Raw genomic sequence first — 16,700 nt, 5'->3', positions numbered from 1 at the left:
CGCTACCACTTTGACTGCTGATTAATTTTAAGCGCGCACGTCAGCTAGGATACCCAGGACAAGAGCCTGATCCTACATAAGCCCTTTTATGCTTAAATTCGTACATGGACGCAAACGATGCTCAATACCCCCCCCAAAAATTTCCTTATATGCACCGCAAAATTCAGTGACAATCTAGGAGACGGAGTAATATCGGACTGCACTGAGTACTTAGTAAAAAGGGCCAGTCCGGGAGCATCTATCAACCATATAGATATCGCTGGTCGAGTCGAGTACCGCTCCAGCGCAAAGCAAGATATAAAAATCACTAAAAAGATCTTCTTTTTCATCCCCCACATCCTGCAACCACTCATGACATTTGTAGCCTGGCATCTGTTTATGAAAAAACGCCTGGATGCCGCATGGTCTAAAAACGCGCCTGAGGAGAGTTTTCTATTGCTCTTTGGCGGTGGACAGCTTGTTAGCGACCTGGCGCTAAATTTCCCATTGAAATTTCACCATCTTATTAGTAAAACCAAGTCAATAAACGCAAAACTGGCGACAAATGCAATTGGTGTTTCTTCCAAAATGTCTTTTTTGGGAAGGCGCCTGTATAACTCATCTTTTAGCTCCGACAAGTGGATTCATCTGAGTGTTAGAGATCAGGAAAGTCAAAAAGCGATGCAGACGCTCGTCAACGACTCTAAGAGTGTAGCCCTTACTGTCGATCCTGCATTATGGACAAGAGAGTGCTACAGCCTTGAAAATGAACGAGCACGAGACAACTCTGAAAATATCGGTTTGGGCATTGCGCACCCAATAGAGCTTTCAGCTCACATCGAAAAAAATAAAAAAATACCTACTGACCTGACACTGAAATTCTGGACTGACTTAGCTATAAAACTTGTGGAAGCAGGCAAAAGCCCTATCTTATTTTCTAATGGTTCTGTGGAGGATGTTTCATTCTGCCAAGAGGTCTACTCAAACCTCGCACAGAAGGGATATGCCTCAAAAGTAGAGTTGAGCGCTACACCACTCAAGCCAGTAGATCTTGTCAAAAATATCAATAGATTTCACGCAGTAATCTCCCACCGCCTTCATGCGAACATCATTGCAAACTCCTTACTCATCCCGACAGTACAGTTGGGCTGGGATGCGAAAGTGAAGTCGTTTGCAAAAATGATGGGGCGAGAGTCCTGGTGTTTTGAACAATTGCCCACCGCATCCGTAGCATTTGATGCAATCGAAAGCATTTTACAATCAGGTATAGATGAAACACATCTGAACAAGTTGAAAAAAATTTCATTCGACAATATAAGTGAAATTGTAAAAAGGTATGAGGCATGAAGATTTATCTCATCAGGGATGGGGTTTTCACAACAACTAACGGTCGCCCGGCCTCCAATCTACTACATTATGAATCCTACGGCCGACGTTACCTTTCAGTTTTTTCTCAAGTTATTATTGTTGGGCGACTTTTTGAAAAGCAAGACCCGACCGCCCTACCTGTTGATGGCCCCAATGTTAGCTTCTTAAAACTTCCTGGGGGACATGGACCAATAGGGTTAATCAAGAGCCTGCCTACAATTTTGAAAACTGTCTTTTCCACAACTTCTCCAGGTAGTGCTTATCTACTGCGGGTACCTGCAAATGTTCCCAGCATCTACGCTTTTGTGCTCTGGCTAAAAAGAATCCCTTTTTGCATCGAGGTCTGCGCAGACCCATTTGATTCCTATAGCGCCAAAGCCTTAAACAATCATCCCCTTAGTAGTATCTTCCAAAAATTTTTTGTTGGCTTGGTTAAATGGCAATGTCGAAAGGCTGTGGCGACGGCTTATGTTACAAGGAATGCTCTACAACTGAGGTACCCACCCGCCACATCCGCTACATCGTATTCATTCACGTCGATAGACCTCTTCGAGGAAGCCTACGCTTTAAACGCCAAGAAAATGGATGTTCTCAAAACATCCGCCCCGCACATTGTCTTAACAGGCAACATGCAGGGAAAAATGAAAGGGCATGATACGTTATTAAACTCGTTAGCGATTATTCACACGAAAGGCATAAAAGCAAAGCTCACGATTATTGGATATGGCAACAATGAGCCACTCTATAGGAAGATGTGTAAAGACCTGAACTTGGAAGACTATGTTACGTTTACAGGCAAAATGTCTTCCGGGGAGCCTATCAGGAACATACTGGACACTGCGGATTTATTCGTCTTGCCATCACGCCAGGAAGGATTGCCCAGGGCGTTGCTTGAGGCTATGGCCAGAGGTTTGCCAGCGATTGCAACGCGCGTCGGAGGAACGCCTGAATTGCTGGATGAAATTGCGCTTGTGCCTCCGGATGATGAAGATCTTCTGGCTCGTAGAATTGTAGAGTTCCTATCCTCTCCCGAACTCCTGCATGCTCAGTCTTCCAGAAATCTGGCAATTGCCAGAACTTACAATGCCACTGTAATTCAGAACGCGAGAAATAACTTTCTCAACACTATGAAGAAGCTATCAAGCGCAATTTCTTGAATAACAGAATTATTTAATTTTCACAAAGAGACTTACATATGAAAGTAGCCATTATTCATGATTGGCTGGTAACTTTAGGTGGCGCCGAAAAAGTATTGAAAGAAATACTTTCGGTTTACCCAGACGCTGACATCTACACTGTGGTTGATTTTTTGACAACAGAACAACGCACAGAGATATTTAATAAAAAAACTACGACTTCATTTATTCAAAAATTACCGTTTGCCAAGAAAAACTATCGATCCTACCTGCCTCTGATGCCTCTTGCGATCGAGCAATTTGATCTATCTGATTACAACCTTATCATCAGTAGTAGCCATGCGGTCGCTAAAGGAGTCATTACGGGACCGGATCAACTGCATATTTGTTACTGCCATTCTCCAATCCGTTATGCGTGGGATATGCAAGCTCAGTATCTAAGAGATGCCGGGTTAAAAACGGGCATAAAGGGTTGGCTGACTCGTACGCTGTTACACCGCATCCGTATTTGGGATCATCGCACCTCAAATGGAGTTGACCACTTTATTTGCAATAGCGATTTCATTTCCAGAAGGATATGGAAAATATATCGCCGCAAGTCGACTGTCATTCATCCGTCAGTTGCAATTGAAAACTTTGATTTGATCGAGAAAAAAGAAGACTTCTATCTAACCGCTTCGCGCCTGGTACCTTACAAAAAAATCGACTTGATCGTAGAGGCGTTCAAACAAATGCCAGATCGAAAACTTGTCGTCATTGGCGATGGACCTCAATTTAATAAAATCAAGGAGAACGCAGCGCCGAATATTGAAATATTGGGGTATCAGGAATTCTCGGTATTGAGAAGCTATATGGAGCGTGCGCGCGCTTTTGTTTTCGCCGCAGAGGAAGATTTTGGAATTATTCCCGTAGAAGCGCAGGCCTGCGGTACGCCGGTAATCGCCTTTTCAAAAGGTGGAGCACTGGAAACTGTAATTGACGGTGAGACTGGCATCTTCTTTCCTACCCAGACCGTGGAGGCAATTCAGCAGGCTGTCGAAAACTTTGAGAAATCCTTCATTTTCTCCCCCTCGCTAATCAGAGCAAACGCAGAAAAATTTTCCAGCCAGAATTTTCGTAACGATCTAAGAAACTTTATTAATCAAAAAATGACCCAGCCAACTCCAACAACTGCACCGACAGTGGAACAGATATAGTCAATTTTCCAGTTCATTGAGCACACCAGACTCAACCGTCTCCCAGAACACCCAAGATCGCACTGATAGCAAAGATCTGTAACGCACGCCTCCATATTATTTATCCTTGACAGAGTTTCTTGCGATCGCCCACATAAATTTCGGGAGCGCCGAATATATGAATTCACTATCAAGATGCGGAGTAATCGTTACTTTCATTGTTTCCCAGTACTCAGCTCACGCATCCAATGCGCCCCCGAGCTTGTCGTCGGATCAGAAAGCAGTACACGTATTAGAAAGATTGGGCTACGGCCCATCACCAGAAGACATTCAGAATGTTTCAGCCATTGGTTTAGAGCAGTACATCCTTCAACAACTAAATCCCGAAGGTATAAAAAACCCTGACTGGCTCAGTGAGCGGCTATCCAGGATCGACGCTATCAATTTGGACCAGACAACAATATACAGAAAGTACAGCTCCCAGGCTTTCAAAGCGATTCAAACTGATACTACTGCGCGCAAGGCCTTTATTCGAGACAGAACGAATTTCGTGAATCAGGTTCGAGACGCAAGAATACTCAGAGCTCTTTACAGCCCTGCGCAACTTCAAGAAGTAATGGTAGATTTTTGGTATAACCACTTTAATATCTGGGAAAGTAAAACCCCCACGAATGGCGCTATTCTTGGTGCTTACGAAAACGATGCCATCCGGCCCTATGCGCTTGGTAAATTTAAGGATTTACTTCTTGCAAATGCCAAACAAATGGCGATGCTTTACTATTTGGATAATTGGCGAAACAGGTACGCGCCCACCGGCAAAAAAGGTGTCAATGAAAATTACGCCAGAGAGGTAATGGAACTCCATACCTTGGGGGTTAATGGTGGGTATAGCCAAGCGGACATCAAGGCATTAGCGAGATTATTGTCTGGCTGGACCTACATCGCCGATCCCAACGCTCCAAATGCAGGAAATTTTCTGTTTGATTCAAAGCATCACGATCCCAACGAAAAGCAGTTTTTGGGTATTTCATTTCCTGCCGGCGGTGGTTATAGCGAAGGCGAACAAGCTCTGTTAAAACTCGCCCAGAGCCCAAAAACTGCACAACATATTGCTCATGAGCTCGTTGAGCTTTTCGTCAATGACGCGCCACCTCAGTTACTCGTTAACAAGGTGGCTCAGCGGTATATTGAAAGCGACGGAGATATTAAAGAGCTCCTTATAGTGATTTTTAAGAGCGATGAATTTTGGTCTCCGGAGAATTACAAGGCGAAATTCAAGACACCGTTTAACTATATGCTCTCCAGTTTGAGGGTTGCAGGGCTACCTCCAATTCAAGACTCCAGGCTATTGCAGAGTTGGCTTAAACAATCGGGAAATGGGCTCTTTGCATGGCCGGCACCGGATGGCTATAAAAATGTGGAGAGTGCGTGGTTATCTCCAGATGTCTTGATGAATCGAGCAAACTTTTCCTACAAATTGGCAGCAGGCTGGATGTCACTCTGGGGGCGGAATCCAGAAGGTGGCAATCCTCAACCCAATGCCCAAAACTTGCTTTCAACTATCGGCTCAGGGATATCACCGGGAACAATAGCAAACGTCAAGCGGGCTCCCCAAGATGTTCATTCCGCTTTGATTCTCAGTAGTCCTGATTTCATGTATCGATAATAAAATCCGAGGATTGCATAATGAATCGCAGGGGTTTTTGTAAGCTTTTCGGTGCCGTCGGATCCTATAGTTTATTCAACTCGTCGTTTGCAGCTCTTCCATCCGGTTCGTCAGATTCAAAAGCACGCCTGGTTGTCGTAATGCTCCGTGGTGCTGTAGACGGATTAAGCATATTGATCCCTCACGCTGAAAGAAACTACTACCGACTACGAGAAAAGACAGCGATTGCTTTATCGGGAATGGACGGCGGAATGCATAAATTAAATAGTGCATTCGGCCTTCACCCAGCGCTTTCATCGCTGGTTCCTCTTTGGCATTCAGGGCAACTCGCATTTATTCCTGCGTCAGGGTGCCCAAGCGAAACCCGCTCGCACTTTTCAGCACAATTTAATATGGAGTGTGGCATTCCAGATGCCGAGCGCTCAGTCGACGGTTGGATGAATCGCCTTGCTGTAGAAAACAGTATTGATTTGGATGAAATGAATGCTGTCAGTTTTGGTGCAACGGTCCCCCAGATTTTGTCGGGAAAAAAGCCTATCGCCGTCATTAACTCTCAAGACAATTACGGAACTCGTTTACCCGTTGACAGAACAGACTTTCGAAACTCCTTGGCATCACTTTATTCGCAGAATCCCTCACTACATCATGACTATATCCAGGGCTTGAAATTTCGCGAAGAAATAATTAAGTCCATCAATACACCTGAGCTAGACAAGGAGGCATTGATGGCAAACAATGGCGCAGCACCTCCTACGCTTTTCTCCAGAGACGTTCATTTACTCAGCTCTTTAATCAACACTCAGCCAGATTTTCAGTTTGCTTTTATGCAGCTAAGCGGCTGGGATACGCACGTTGACCAAGGTGGTGCCAAGGGGGTTCTTGCGACCAACCTTTCTCAGCTAAGTTACGGACTTTCGCTCCTTCCAAAACTGCTTGGTGACAATTGGAAATCTACTACTGTAGTCGTCATGTCAGAGTTCGGTAGAACAGCCAAAGAAAATAGCACGGGTGGTACAGATCATGGCCATGGAAATGTGATGATGGTTCTTGGAGGGAATGTTGGAGGAGGTAAAATTTACGGTGAATGGCCCGGCCTTTCAGATGATGTACTTTTTCAACAACGGGATGTTGCCATTACCACTGACTTCCGACACGTACTCTCGCACATTTGCCAAGGCGGCTTAAAACTTTCCGATAATCAGCTATCTGCTATTTTCCCTAGATTACCTGACTTCCCCGCCACTTCTTTGAAAGGTCTAATCAACGGGTAGAAATCAGAGGTCGAGAATCCCAAGTTCGGAATGAGCCAGATTGAGCGCGCCGATCAAACAAATGCAGAAAAATAACACTCTTTAGTTTTTGCCTAGACAAAACCTAACATTCCTCATTCTTTATATGCACCCTAACATAAGTTATGGTATTTGTTTCGCCACCCTCATTGATAGCAACGCAATAAAGCAATGTTGTTATTTGTTTTTCTATCGCATAGTTAACAGGACCCCTACATGATCCGTAAATGCCTATTCCCCGCCGCCGGCTATGGCACTCGTTTTCTGCCCGCCACAAAGGCCATGCCCAAGGAAATGCTGCCGGTAGTGAATAAGCCGCTGATCCAATACGGCGTAGAGGAAGCGCGTGACGCGGGCCTCCAGCATATGGCTATCGTTACTGGTCGTGGTAAACGCGCTTTAGAAGATCACTTCGATATCAGCTACGAGCTGGAACATCAGATTCGCGGCAGTGATAAAGAGAAGTTTTTGTCGGGTACTCGCGAGCTGATGGAGACGTGCACGTTCTCTTACACCCGTCAGGTGGAGATGAAGGGGCTGGGGCACGCCATTCTCTCTGGTCGTCCGTTGATCGGTGACGAGCCCTTTGCCGTGGTTCTGGCTGACGACTTGTGTCTGAACCTGGAAGGTGATGGCGTGCTGTCCCAGATGATCGCGCTCTACAAGCAGTTCCGTTGCTCGATCGTGGCGATTCAGGAAGTGCCCAACGATCAAACGCACAAGTACGGAATCATCGCTGGCGAGCAGATTCGCGAAGGCATTTATCGGGTCAACAGCATGGTTGAAAAGCCTAAACCGGAGGATGCGCCGTCCAATCTAGCGATTATTGGCCGCTATATCCTGACGGCCGATATCTTTGACTTGATCGCCGATACCGAACCCGGCAAGGGCGGTGAAATCCAGATCACTGATGCGTTGATGAAGCAGGCACAGAATGGTTGTGTACTGGCTTATAAATTCGAAGGTCATCGTTTCGACTGCGGCGGAGCGGAAGGCTACATCGACGCAACCAATTTCTGTTACGAAAATTTGTATAAGAACGGCTTGTAAACGTTACTTTTCAGCTCTTGGGTGCCGCGTTTCCAAGCGGCCGTAACCCTTTGCAAGGCGGACCACCATGAACGCATCCAGATCACCAATCGACGCTGCCTATACATCGCTGGATCCTTTTGCCTCCGGCAATATGGTTTTGGGGCAGAAGTTCACCGAGGGCAATAGTGGATTGATGACCTGGTTGCGGACGTACGAAAGTGGTCCCAGTTCTTCTTCACCACAACCTAGGTTGTTGGTGGAACGCATCGGGCTCTTTCCTTCTTCGGGGGAGATTCGATGCGCAGTCCACAGCCCCATCGCCGTCCTGGAGCATCTTTGGGCACTGTATGCCGATAAGGCACTTGACGCTGAAGAGAAAGGTGGCTCGGGATTAAACCTGACATTCGCTGAATGGCGCTTCAGGATTCGTCTCTCGGAAAGTCAGCTCGAAATCCTGCTGAATGTTGAGAGCCGTGGCGATGTTGTGCTGATGCAGTTGAAAACTGCAGAACTGCTGGCTCGAATTGATGAGAAAAACAGCAGTGAGTCTTAGCTCCCTCCCCCAGGTCTTGCAATGAAGTCGGATCTACAACCTCGTCGCCTCGCCTGAAGTGCGCCAATGAGGTTGCATAAACGCTTTTTCGGCCCCCGACAAAGTCACGGCAACAGAGTTCAAGACCCCCTCAGCCGTGTACTTTGGAATGCTCGTACTCAACATGATGACCGCAATCCCCACCACCAGAACTGGCAGGGGCATTTTGCGGATTTGCCTTTTCTCCAGCCTGAAAAGAAATACACAGGCCGCTGCTGATCCCACAACCGCCCCGGCAATAGCTTCTGACAGAGGATGGATCGTCTGCCCTACATACTGGACGCTGAACCACCAGGTCGACAGCAGCCCTCCACCAAGAGCCAGCCATCGAAGGCGCTGATCCAGTTGGCGCAACAGCAAACTCAGTACAACGGTCGACACCAGGCAAGCATTCATCGCATGGCCGCTGATGACCGCGATATCCAGGCTTTCCAGGCCGATTCCCCAGCCCTTGAAAAGCACTTTACTGAGACCAACGACGGTATAGGCGACGGACAGCACGCTTAGCCATAAGAGGACGAGTTTTCTTGATGCGGTGCACCACAACCAACCGGCGACAACCAGCGCTGCCGGAAGCATCACCGTGATGCCAGCGTATTGCGCAATGTATAGTTTTGACTCCAACCTACTTCCTCTCGCCTCGTGCAGGCTATTTTGGATATGAGCAACATGCTCGACAGGTAAAAATCAACGATCCAAAAAACACTTGAGGCGATTCTCTACAACAGCCACAGAATAGCTCGCGATGTGCATCGCCAGCCCCTCCTCCACCAGCGCCTCAAGCAAGGCAACTTGTGCCGCGAAGCGTTGGTCGCGTTTGAGCTTTCGAGCAGCGTGCATCTGATCGATCAATACATGAGTCACTTGATAAGGGGTGTTGACTCTGAGGCGCCCCAGCCAGACGGGAAGTCTTTTTTCGCTCTTGGTTCGCCTGATATCCAGTACGCCCGTCGCCTTGTCCGAAGAGGTTGTCGACCCTTCCACGATTTCTTCAAATACGTCGGTCAACTTTTTTAATGCGTGGCCCAGAAGTAAGTCATCAAGCGCATCCAAAAAATCTACCTCTTCACTTTGTGAAGTGACTTCCAGTCAATACATACTCGCTATTATCACACTACACGCTATTCTATGGAGTTATTCGACTTATTCTAACACCCCTCGCCAGATAACATTTGCACCCTCCGGACTGGCTTATATAAGTTGCATTGACGTTTTATAACGTCATAAATAACAACCCGACTAAAATACTGCCTGGGATATACGTAATGACTACTAGCACTAACGGAATACAGGTGTCAGAGAAGCCCGATGCATGGGTGTTAACCGTCTGATGCGTTGAACCTGTGATCCCGCTTGGCATCATATTCACGGATACACCGCCCCACCTTTCAAACACCTGTTTTCAGGTTGTTGCCACTGGGGCCACCGATACACGTTTGCACCCTTGAGCAGCTGTCAGCGCTCGGGTAATGTCATCAGACCCATAGGACAGAGCACGCCCATGACTTCCAAGCTGGAACAACTCAAACAAATGACTACCGTGGTTGCCGACACCGGCGACTTCGAAGCGATCGCTCGCGTTAAACCGGTGGACGCTACCACCAACCCTTCCCTGCTGCTCAAGGCCGCGGCCATTCCCGCATATGGCGAATTGCTGAATGCTTGTGTGAGCGACTGCAAGGGCGATGTCGGGCTGGCAAGCGACCGTTTTGGCGTCGCGGTGGGGCAGGAAATCCTCAAGGTCATTCCTGGCCGTATTTCCACCGAAGTGGATGCACGCCTGTCGTTCGACACTGACGCCGTATTGAAGCGTGCGCACCGTCTGATCGAGCTGTATGAAAAAGCGGGTATCGGTCGCGACCGCGTGCTGATCAAGATCGCCTCTACCTGGGAAGGCATCCGCGCTGCGGAGATCCTGGAGAAGGAAGGGATTCAGACCAACCTGACCCTGTTGTTCTCCTTCGCTCAGGCCGCAGCCTGCGCAGACGCCGGGGTGTTCCTGATTTCGCCGTTCGTGGGCCGTATCTACGACTGGTACAAGAAAGCCACCGGCAACGAGTACACCGGCGCCGATGATCCAGGCGTGCAGTCGGTGACACGTATCTACAACTACTACAAGGCCAACGATTACAAAACCGTGGTAATGGGCGCCAGCTTCCGTAACTTGAGCCAGATCGAGCAGTTGGCCGGTTGCGACCGTTTGACCATCAGCCCGGACTTGATCGACAAACTGGCGGCGGATACCGGCAAGCTGGAACGCAAACTGGCCCCGGGTCATACCGGTGAAGCGCGCTTGAATCTCAATGAAGCGCAGTTCCGCTGGTTGTCCAACGAGGACGCCATGGCGACCGAGAAGCTGGCTGAAGGGATTCGTCAGTTTGCTCGTGACCAAGAGAAGCTTGAGGCGTTGCTGCAGGCCAAGCTGTGATCTGAGCCGTTGGAATGCAAAAAGGGCGAACCCTCACAGGTTCGCCCTTTTTTCTGCGCGATTGATTGCTCGCTGACCGCTGACAGGCGTGGTGTTTGAAAGGACGCCTTCGCGAGCAGGCTCGCTCCCACAGGGGGTATGTGGTGCTGTCGGGTTAAATGGTTAAACGAAGAACCTGTGCAAGCGAGCCGGCTCCGGGCGGCGTTCCGACGAAGGGGCCAGTCCGGCCCACATCACTTCAGAGAATCAATGCCGCTCCAGCGCATTCACCAGGTCATGGAACGCTTCACGATTGGAATCGTTCAGGCCCATGAGAATCTTGTGCGCTTCAAGCACCTTGATCCGCACTACCTCTTCGGACTGGTCTTGATCCGGCAGGTCGTCCAGGCATTCAGGACAAGGCACAGGCTTGTCGACGATGTTGAACACCTGCTCGAAGCCCATGGACTGCAACAGACGGGTGATGTCTTCGTGGGTGGTGACGACGGTCGGCAGCAGGCCGACCTTTTGCCGCGACAGGATCGACAGCTTGGCCAACAAGCCAAGCGTGGTGCTGTCGATGCTGCGGGTTTCGGTCAAATCAATCACGATCGCGTTGAAATTCATCGCGGTGAAGATTTTCTCAATAGTCGCATCCAACGCCGAACACAGGGTCAGGCGAACTTCACCGACGAACTTGAGGACGAAAGTGCCATCCTGCTCGGCGAACTGGATTCTACCGGTACTCATTAAAGATTCCTGCTCAACACCAACAGGGCGATATCATCCGGCATCTCCCCTAGCGTGGCCAATCCAAAAACCTGCCGCAGACCATCCAGGCTGCCGCCCGCTGCCTTGACCCGTTGGGGCAACGCAGCTTCTTTTTCTTTGAGTGTGGGTTCTGGCAAAAGGTCCAGAATGCCATCAGACATCAGCGTCAGGCTGAACGTCGGTGGCAACTCCAGCACGTGGTCTTCGTAGGTGGCTTCGTTGAAGAGGCCCACCGGCAGACCACGCCCTTCCAGATAACGAACACTGTCGGGTGTGTACAACACTGGCAACGGCAAATGACCACCGATGCTATAGGTCAACAAACCTGTCTCCTCGTCGATGACTCCACCGACCATTGTGACGTGTTTACCCAGCTTACAACTGATCAGGCCCCGGTTGATATGACCAAGAACCTCTGAAGGCTTGAATTCCGGCAAAGTGCCGCTGCGCTTGGATTCGAACAGCAGGCGCGTGGTCATGAACTTCAGCAGCACAGTGACGAAGGCTGAAGAGGCGCCATGACCGGAAACGTCCGCCAGGTAGAACGCAACCCGACGCTCGTCGACCCGGAAATAGTCGACGAAATCACCTGACAGGTACAGCGACGGGATGATCTGGTGAGCAAACTTGAACTCGTCAATGGCCCATGGACTGACCGGCAGCATGTTCATCTGCACCTGGCGACCGGCGTTCTGGTCTTCCTGGAGCAGGTTCAGGCTGGCGGCGAGCTCGCGGTTGGCCTTTTCCAGCTTCTCGCGGTAACGCTGGTTTTCCAGCAGCAGGCGCGCGCGATCCAGGGCCCGACGCACAGAATGCTCAAGTACAGCCAGGTCTTCGAGAGGTTTGATCAGGTAGTCCGCCGCACCCAGGCGCAGCGCCTCGACCGCGTCGTTCATCACGCCGGCACCCGACACCACGATCACCGGCGTTTGCGGTGACAGCTCGGTAACCTGGCGAATGAGTTCGAGTCCACCCATCTGCGGCATGCGCAGATCGCAGATGACCAAGTCGGGCTTGTCTTGCTCGAATACCTGAAGACCCTGCTGGCCATTGCTGGCCTGCAAGACGCTGAAACCACTGTCTTCCAAATAGGCGGCGAGGCTCGCGCGCACTACTTCGTCATCATCGATTATCAGCAGCGTGGCACTGGTTTTTGGCATGTGGGCAAACGGCGCCAGAATTAGGTTGGCGTAGCGGCTCGGGTGTTGGTCCGGCTCACACTACTGGATTCGCTTTCTAGCCTCTCTGTCGCACCGTTTTCGAGCGTTTGCCCTACACACATGTACACCAGAGGTGCCCTTCTAAGGCGCAGACGGTACTCCCATCCGCGAGGCGTTTCAAGCTCACGCCGATGGTCGCTTGACGTCTACACTCTTCAAAGCACCGGGAGTTATAAGAACCATCAAAACCGTAACCCAACGGAAGGACCAAGGCCATGAGTCAAACCAGTCGGGACTATAGCGAAAAGCGCGATTTCATCCGCATGCGAGTCGATGCCGATGTGTCGCTGATTCATGAGGGGGATGAGGTACCCGCCGTCTGCATCGACCTTTCCAGCAGCGGGATGCAGCTGCAGGCGCCGCGTTTGTTCACGGTGGGTGACCGGCTTAGCGTGCGTATCGAATCCGAGCACGCCGCGCTCAAAGGACTCGAAGCCGACACCGAAGTGGTGTGGGTGAAGGAGCAGCACGGGGGCGGTCAGAAACTTGGCCTTACAATCCTGAAGATGAACTAACCCGTTCCAGACGAAAAAAGGCAGCCCGAAGGCTGCCTTTTTCGATATGTCGGTCAGGATCAGAAATCGTCTTCGACCTGGCCGTCCTTCACCTTGAACTCGCGGTTCTGCAGGTAGGCGTTACGAATGAAGGTGTACTTGTCGCCTGTGATCAATTTCTCGGTGGACAGCAAGTTCGCCCGGGTATCGACAATGTTCAGCGCGAAAACCGAGTTACGCACGGGCACATCGTCCATGTAGCGATACGGGCCGGTGTAACTGTCGACGAGCTTCGAAGGCGCATCACGCAAGGTGCTAGGGCCAAGCAGCGGCAGCATCACATACGGACCGCTGCCCACACCCCAATAACCCAGGGTCTGGCCGAAATCTTCGTCGTTGCGTTGCAGGCCCATATGGGTGCCGACATCGAAGAAACCCAGCAGGCCGAAAGTGGTGTTGAAGATCAATCGTGCGGTGTCGACACCTGCTGCCGCGGGTTTGACCTGCAGGATATCGTTGGCGAGGTTGGTCACATCGCCGACGTTGCGGAACATGTTGTGGATGCCATCTTCAAGGAACTGCGGCGTCACGAACTGGTAGCCCTGGGCCAATGGCTTCAGTGCATAAGTATCGAGTACATCGTTGAACTTGTAGATCGGACGGTTGATGCTTTCCCAAGGATCATCTTCCGACGCTGCCTGGGCAACGAACGGAACCAGCATCGCGCTGGCGCACACACAAAGTTGAGCTAGATGATTGCTCCAGCGCATAGAAAACTCCTTGGATTTGTACAGTCGCCGGGCGCTTGGCTCGACGCAAAGACCGCTAGTATAAGACGTAAACGCCGTTTAAGGCAGCATCGCAGCCGCGCGCCTGCGCATGATGCCTGTCGATTGTGAGCGATTCACATCCATGTCATGCAACTGTCACCGACGATCCCTAGCTTTGAGGCTATTTCAGGGACGTTGACATGCCGCACGCCGAAACATCACCTCAAACCGCGCCAAACCTGACCGCCGTGCTCTTCGGTCTCAGTGGTTGCCTGGTGGATTTCGGCGCGCGTACGCGTCTGCTCGAGGGCTATTCGGTCGAACACGCCGAAGCCACCCCTGGGGCCCTCGAGAGCTTGCACAGCTTGCAGCGCCAACAGATCCCCTGCGCCTGGCTCGATGAATTGCCCCCCGCCCTCAGCCATTCCCTGGCCGTAGCGCTGCCGGAATGGATCAAACCCTCGTCGCCATCGCAACAACTTGCAACAATCAATCCTTGGCCGGCACCGAATGCATGCTGGCAAGCGCTGATGTCGCTGAACGTCGAGCGGCTGGATGGCTGCGTGCTGGTCAGCGGCGAACCGCGCTTGCTGCAATCGGGACTCAACGCCGGCCTGTGGACAATCGGTTTGGCGTCCTGCGGCTCGCTCTGCGGGCTGTCACCCACCCAATGGCAGGCATTGTCCCCGCAGGAACGGGACATCAAGCGCGGCAAGGCCACCATGCAACTCTTCGGTTTGGGCGTGCATTCGGTGATTGACCATCTGGGTGAACTCGACACCTGCCTGGCCGATATCAGCCTGCGTCGGCTCAAGGGCGAAAAGCCCTGATCGCCGCCTCATACCGATGAAGGCATGCAGGTTGGGCGCGAGTGGATTAATCTTAGGTAAGCCATAGATCTTTGGCGTACTGCTGCGGTCTATGCCAGTGCCTATCGATAAAAGGAAGAACGCCATGTCTGCCCGCGAACTGCAAGACCAGCTCAATGCCCTGCGCGAGCAATTGGAACAGAATCCTCCGCTGACAGAAGCCGAGCGCGAAGACCTGCGCGCACTGATGCAACAGATCGAACTTGAGCTTGAGATCGAAACCAAGACCAAGGACGTCAACCTCGCCGATAACGTCAATCTGGCCGTCGAACGCTTCGAACTCGAACACCCGACCCTCGCCGGCACCCTGCGCCAGATTGGCCAGGCCCTGCACAGCATGGGGATCTGAATCCAACGGATGCAATGTAGGAGCGAGCTTGCTCGCGATGGTGTATCAGTCGACGCCAAGGTCGCTGACACTCCATCGCGAGCAAGCTCGCTCCTACAGAAAACCTTTACTGACGGACCAGGCGATGGTTCGGCAGTTGCACTTCTTCAGTACTGCGATACGGATTGATATCCAGCCCCCCACGCCGTACATAGCGCGCATACACCGTCAGTTTCTCCGGTTTCAGCAAACGCTGCAGATCAAGAAAGATCCGCTCCACGCACTGTTCGTGGAAGTCCGAGTGTTGACGGAAGCTGACGATGTACTCCAGCAGACTGGCGTGATCCAGCGCCGCGCCGCGGTACTCAACCACCACGCTGCCCCAGTCCGGCTGACTGGTCACCGGGCAATTGGATTTGAGCAAATGGCTGTGCACGCTCTCTTCGACAATGCGTGATTCGTCGCAACGCAGCAGCTCCGGACGCGGATGCTCGTAGTTGCTGACGCTGATATCCAGCTCATCGATGCACACGCCCGGCAACGCCACGACACCTTCGGCTTCGACATCCTTCAGGCTGCGAACACGCACGCCAACCGGTTTTCCGGCAGCTGCTGACAGGTCCTTGACCAGCGTCGCCTCAAGGCTCGCCGTATCGGCAAACGGCGTCTGGTTCAGGGAGTTGAGGTACAGCTTGAACGACTTCGATTCGATGATGTTCGGTGAATCCGCCGGGATACTGAACTCGCCGATCGCCACCACTGGCTTGCCCGACGGCAACAGCCACGACAGTTCGAAACAGTTCCAGAAGTCCACGCCCTTGTACGGCAGGGTTTCAGCCGTCAGGCCCAGCTCGGCCCACTTTGCGGTACGCGGGATCGGGAACAGCAAGGACGGTGTGTAAGTGGCGATGTATTCGCTGGATTTGCCCAGCGGCGAGTGTTCGGCTGCGGGATGCATGGCGGAAACCTGACTGAAGAATCAGCAGATTCTAACAGCCTTTGCTCCCGCCTTTGAGTGCTTACTGACTGACTGTCAGTTTGCCGACCATACCAGCCTGGTAATGACCGGGGATGTTGCAGGCAAACTCGAGGTTGGTGGCCTTGTTGAAAGTCCAGGTCAGCTCAGCGGTTTTACCCGGTTCCACCAGCACGCTATTGGGGTCATCATGCTTCATGTCATGCCCCATGGCACCGTGGTCCATCGCCTTCACGCCTGTAGGCGTGAGCATACCGCTTTGCTGCATTTGCAGCATTTCCTGCTGGTGCCTGGCGTGCATCGCCGCGTCACCGAGGTTGAATTCGTGCAACAACTGGCCTTTATTCACCAGCACGAAACGCACGGTCTCTCCGGCCTTGATGTCGATAGCCTTGGGGGTGAACGACATGTCGCCCATCACTACCTCGACACTGCGGCTCGCCTTGGCCGCCGACGCAGGTTGGCCGAAGTCATAGGTATGCCCGCCTGACGCCCACACCGGCGAACTCAATGCCAACATACAGGCGGTCAGCGCCGCGGTTTTGCGCAAAAACATCGTCTTACTCCAACAAAATAAGGTTCAGCCTGTGGAAAACTCTAAACTGCCACCGCTGCCCGCAACCTGACA

At 51.4% G+C, this 16,700-nt stretch carries 18 protein-coding genes; 11 read left to right on the top strand and 7 right to left on the bottom strand.

The window, feature by feature from the left end:
- Positions 1-117: 117 nt before the first annotated feature.
- The 7 genes from ACW9HW_RS02900 to ACW9HW_RS02870 all read left to right on the top strand — a co-directional run bounded on the left by ACW9HW_RS02900 (position 118) and on the right by ACW9HW_RS02870 (position 8,198).
- Entirely contained in the window at positions 118-1,326 is a 1,209-nt protein-coding gene (locus tag ACW9HW_RS02900; RefSeq protein WP_457398191.1) for a polysaccharide pyruvyl transferase family protein, read from the top strand.
- Complete coding sequence (locus tag ACW9HW_RS02895) at positions 1,323-2,504, top strand: glycosyltransferase (RefSeq protein WP_457398189.1); 1,182 nt, start codon at positions 1,323-1,325, stop codon at positions 2,502-2,504. Before ACW9HW_RS02900 ends, ACW9HW_RS02895 begins: the two co-directional genes overlap by 4 nt.
- Before the next feature lie 38 nt (positions 2,505-2,542).
- Positions 2,543-3,679 carry a glycosyltransferase family 4 protein gene (locus ACW9HW_RS02890; protein ID WP_095196973.1) on the top strand — a complete coding sequence of 379 codons (1,137 nt, stop codon included), beginning with the start codon at positions 2,543-2,545 and terminating at the stop codon, positions 3,677-3,679.
- Between the two features lie 157 nt (positions 3,680-3,836).
- Positions 3,837-5,324, top strand: a complete 1,488-nt coding sequence (locus ACW9HW_RS02885; protein ID WP_457398186.1) for a DUF1800 domain-containing protein — start codon at positions 3,837-3,839, stop codon at positions 5,322-5,324.
- Positions 5,325-5,344: 20 nt separating this feature from the next.
- Complete coding sequence (locus ACW9HW_RS02880) at positions 5,345-6,595, top strand: DUF1501 domain-containing protein (protein WP_457398184.1); 1,251 nt, start codon at positions 5,345-5,347, stop codon at positions 6,593-6,595.
- A 234-nt stretch (positions 6,596-6,829) separates the two neighbouring features.
- The gene (galU, locus tag ACW9HW_RS02875) at positions 6,830-7,663 is read left to right on the top strand and encodes a UTP--glucose-1-phosphate uridylyltransferase GalU (RefSeq protein WP_322438515.1); all 834 of its coding nucleotides are present in this window, start codon (positions 6,830-6,832) and stop codon (positions 7,661-7,663) included.
- Positions 7,664-7,730: 67 nt separating this feature from the next.
- Positions 7,731-8,198 carry a mannose-1-phosphate guanylyltransferase gene (locus ACW9HW_RS02870; RefSeq protein ID WP_457398181.1) on the top strand — a complete coding sequence of 156 codons (468 nt, stop codon included), beginning with the start codon at positions 7,731-7,733 and terminating at the stop codon, positions 8,196-8,198.
- Between the two features lie 33 nt (positions 8,199-8,231).
- On the opposite strand, the gene ACW9HW_RS02865 is transcribed toward ACW9HW_RS02870, so the two are convergent.
- Together ACW9HW_RS02865 and ACW9HW_RS02860 are read right to left on the bottom strand one after the other, a co-directional pair.
- On the bottom strand, positions 8,232-8,861 hold the full coding sequence (locus ACW9HW_RS02865) for a hypothetical protein (RefSeq protein ID WP_457398178.1): 630 nt from the start codon (positions 8,859-8,861) through the stop codon (positions 8,232-8,234).
- 63 nt (positions 8,862-8,924) lie between these two features.
- Positions 8,925-9,290 (bottom strand): hypothetical protein, encoded by a 366-nt coding sequence (locus ACW9HW_RS02860; RefSeq protein WP_457398175.1) that lies wholly within the window; start codon positions 9,288-9,290, stop codon positions 8,925-8,927.
- A 448-nt stretch (positions 9,291-9,738) separates the two neighbouring features.
- Here ACW9HW_RS02860 and tal point away from each other — a divergent pair, with 448 nt between their 5' ends.
- A complete protein-coding gene (gene tal / locus ACW9HW_RS02855; RefSeq protein WP_095196978.1) occupies positions 9,739-10,665 on the top strand; it encodes a transaldolase in 927 nt (308 codons plus the stop codon).
- A 246-nt stretch (positions 10,666-10,911) separates the two neighbouring features.
- On the opposite strand, the gene rssC is transcribed toward tal, so the two are convergent.
- Together rssC and rssB are read right to left on the bottom strand one after the other, a co-directional pair.
- Positions 10,912-11,394 (bottom strand): anti-sigma factor antagonist RssC, encoded by a 483-nt coding sequence (gene rssC, locus ACW9HW_RS02850; RefSeq protein WP_095196979.1) that lies wholly within the window; start codon positions 11,392-11,394, stop codon positions 10,912-10,914.
- A complete protein-coding gene (gene rssB / locus ACW9HW_RS02845; RefSeq protein ID WP_095196980.1) occupies positions 11,394-12,575 on the bottom strand; it encodes a two-component system response regulator RssB in 1,182 nt (393 codons plus the stop codon). Before rssB ends, rssC begins: the two co-directional genes overlap by 1 nt.
- Before the next feature lie 275 nt (positions 12,576-12,850).
- Here rssB and ACW9HW_RS02840 point away from each other — a divergent pair, with 275 nt between their 5' ends.
- Entirely contained in the window at positions 12,851-13,150 is a 300-nt protein-coding gene (locus ACW9HW_RS02840) for a PilZ domain-containing protein (RefSeq protein ID WP_457398172.1), read from the top strand.
- Positions 13,151-13,209: 59 nt separating this feature from the next.
- On the opposite strand, the gene ACW9HW_RS02835 is transcribed toward ACW9HW_RS02840, so the two are convergent.
- Entirely contained in the window at positions 13,210-13,899 is a 690-nt protein-coding gene (locus tag ACW9HW_RS02835; RefSeq protein WP_095196982.1) for an MlaA family lipoprotein, read from the bottom strand.
- 200 nt (positions 13,900-14,099) lie between these two features.
- Here ACW9HW_RS02835 and ACW9HW_RS02830 point away from each other — a divergent pair, with 200 nt between their 5' ends.
- Positions 14,100-14,729 (top strand): HAD family phosphatase, encoded by a 630-nt coding sequence (locus ACW9HW_RS02830; protein WP_457398169.1) that lies wholly within the window; start codon positions 14,100-14,102, stop codon positions 14,727-14,729.
- Positions 14,730-14,853: 124 nt separating this feature from the next.
- A complete protein-coding gene (locus ACW9HW_RS02825) occupies positions 14,854-15,117 on the top strand; it encodes a DUF4404 family protein (RefSeq protein WP_457398166.1) in 264 nt (87 codons plus the stop codon).
- A gap of 106 nt (positions 15,118-15,223) precedes the next feature.
- Here the strand turns inward: ACW9HW_RS02825 and queF are convergent, their stop codons facing one another.
- Positions 15,224-16,054: an NADPH-dependent 7-cyano-7-deazaguanine reductase QueF gene (queF, locus tag ACW9HW_RS02820; protein WP_457398163.1), complete on the bottom strand. Its 831-nt coding sequence runs from the start codon at positions 16,052-16,054 to the stop codon at positions 15,224-15,226.
- Positions 16,055-16,115: 61 nt separating this feature from the next.
- Positions 16,116-16,628, bottom strand: coding sequence for a copper-resistant cuproprotein CopI (gene copI, locus ACW9HW_RS02815; RefSeq protein ID WP_457398161.1), 513 nt, complete (start codon positions 16,626-16,628; stop codon positions 16,116-16,118).
- Between the last annotated feature and the right edge of the window lie 72 nt (positions 16,629-16,700).

The organism is Pseudomonas sp. SDO5532_S415 (genome assembly GCF_054071155.1).
This window is presented reverse-complemented; position numbering and strand designations above follow the sequence as displayed.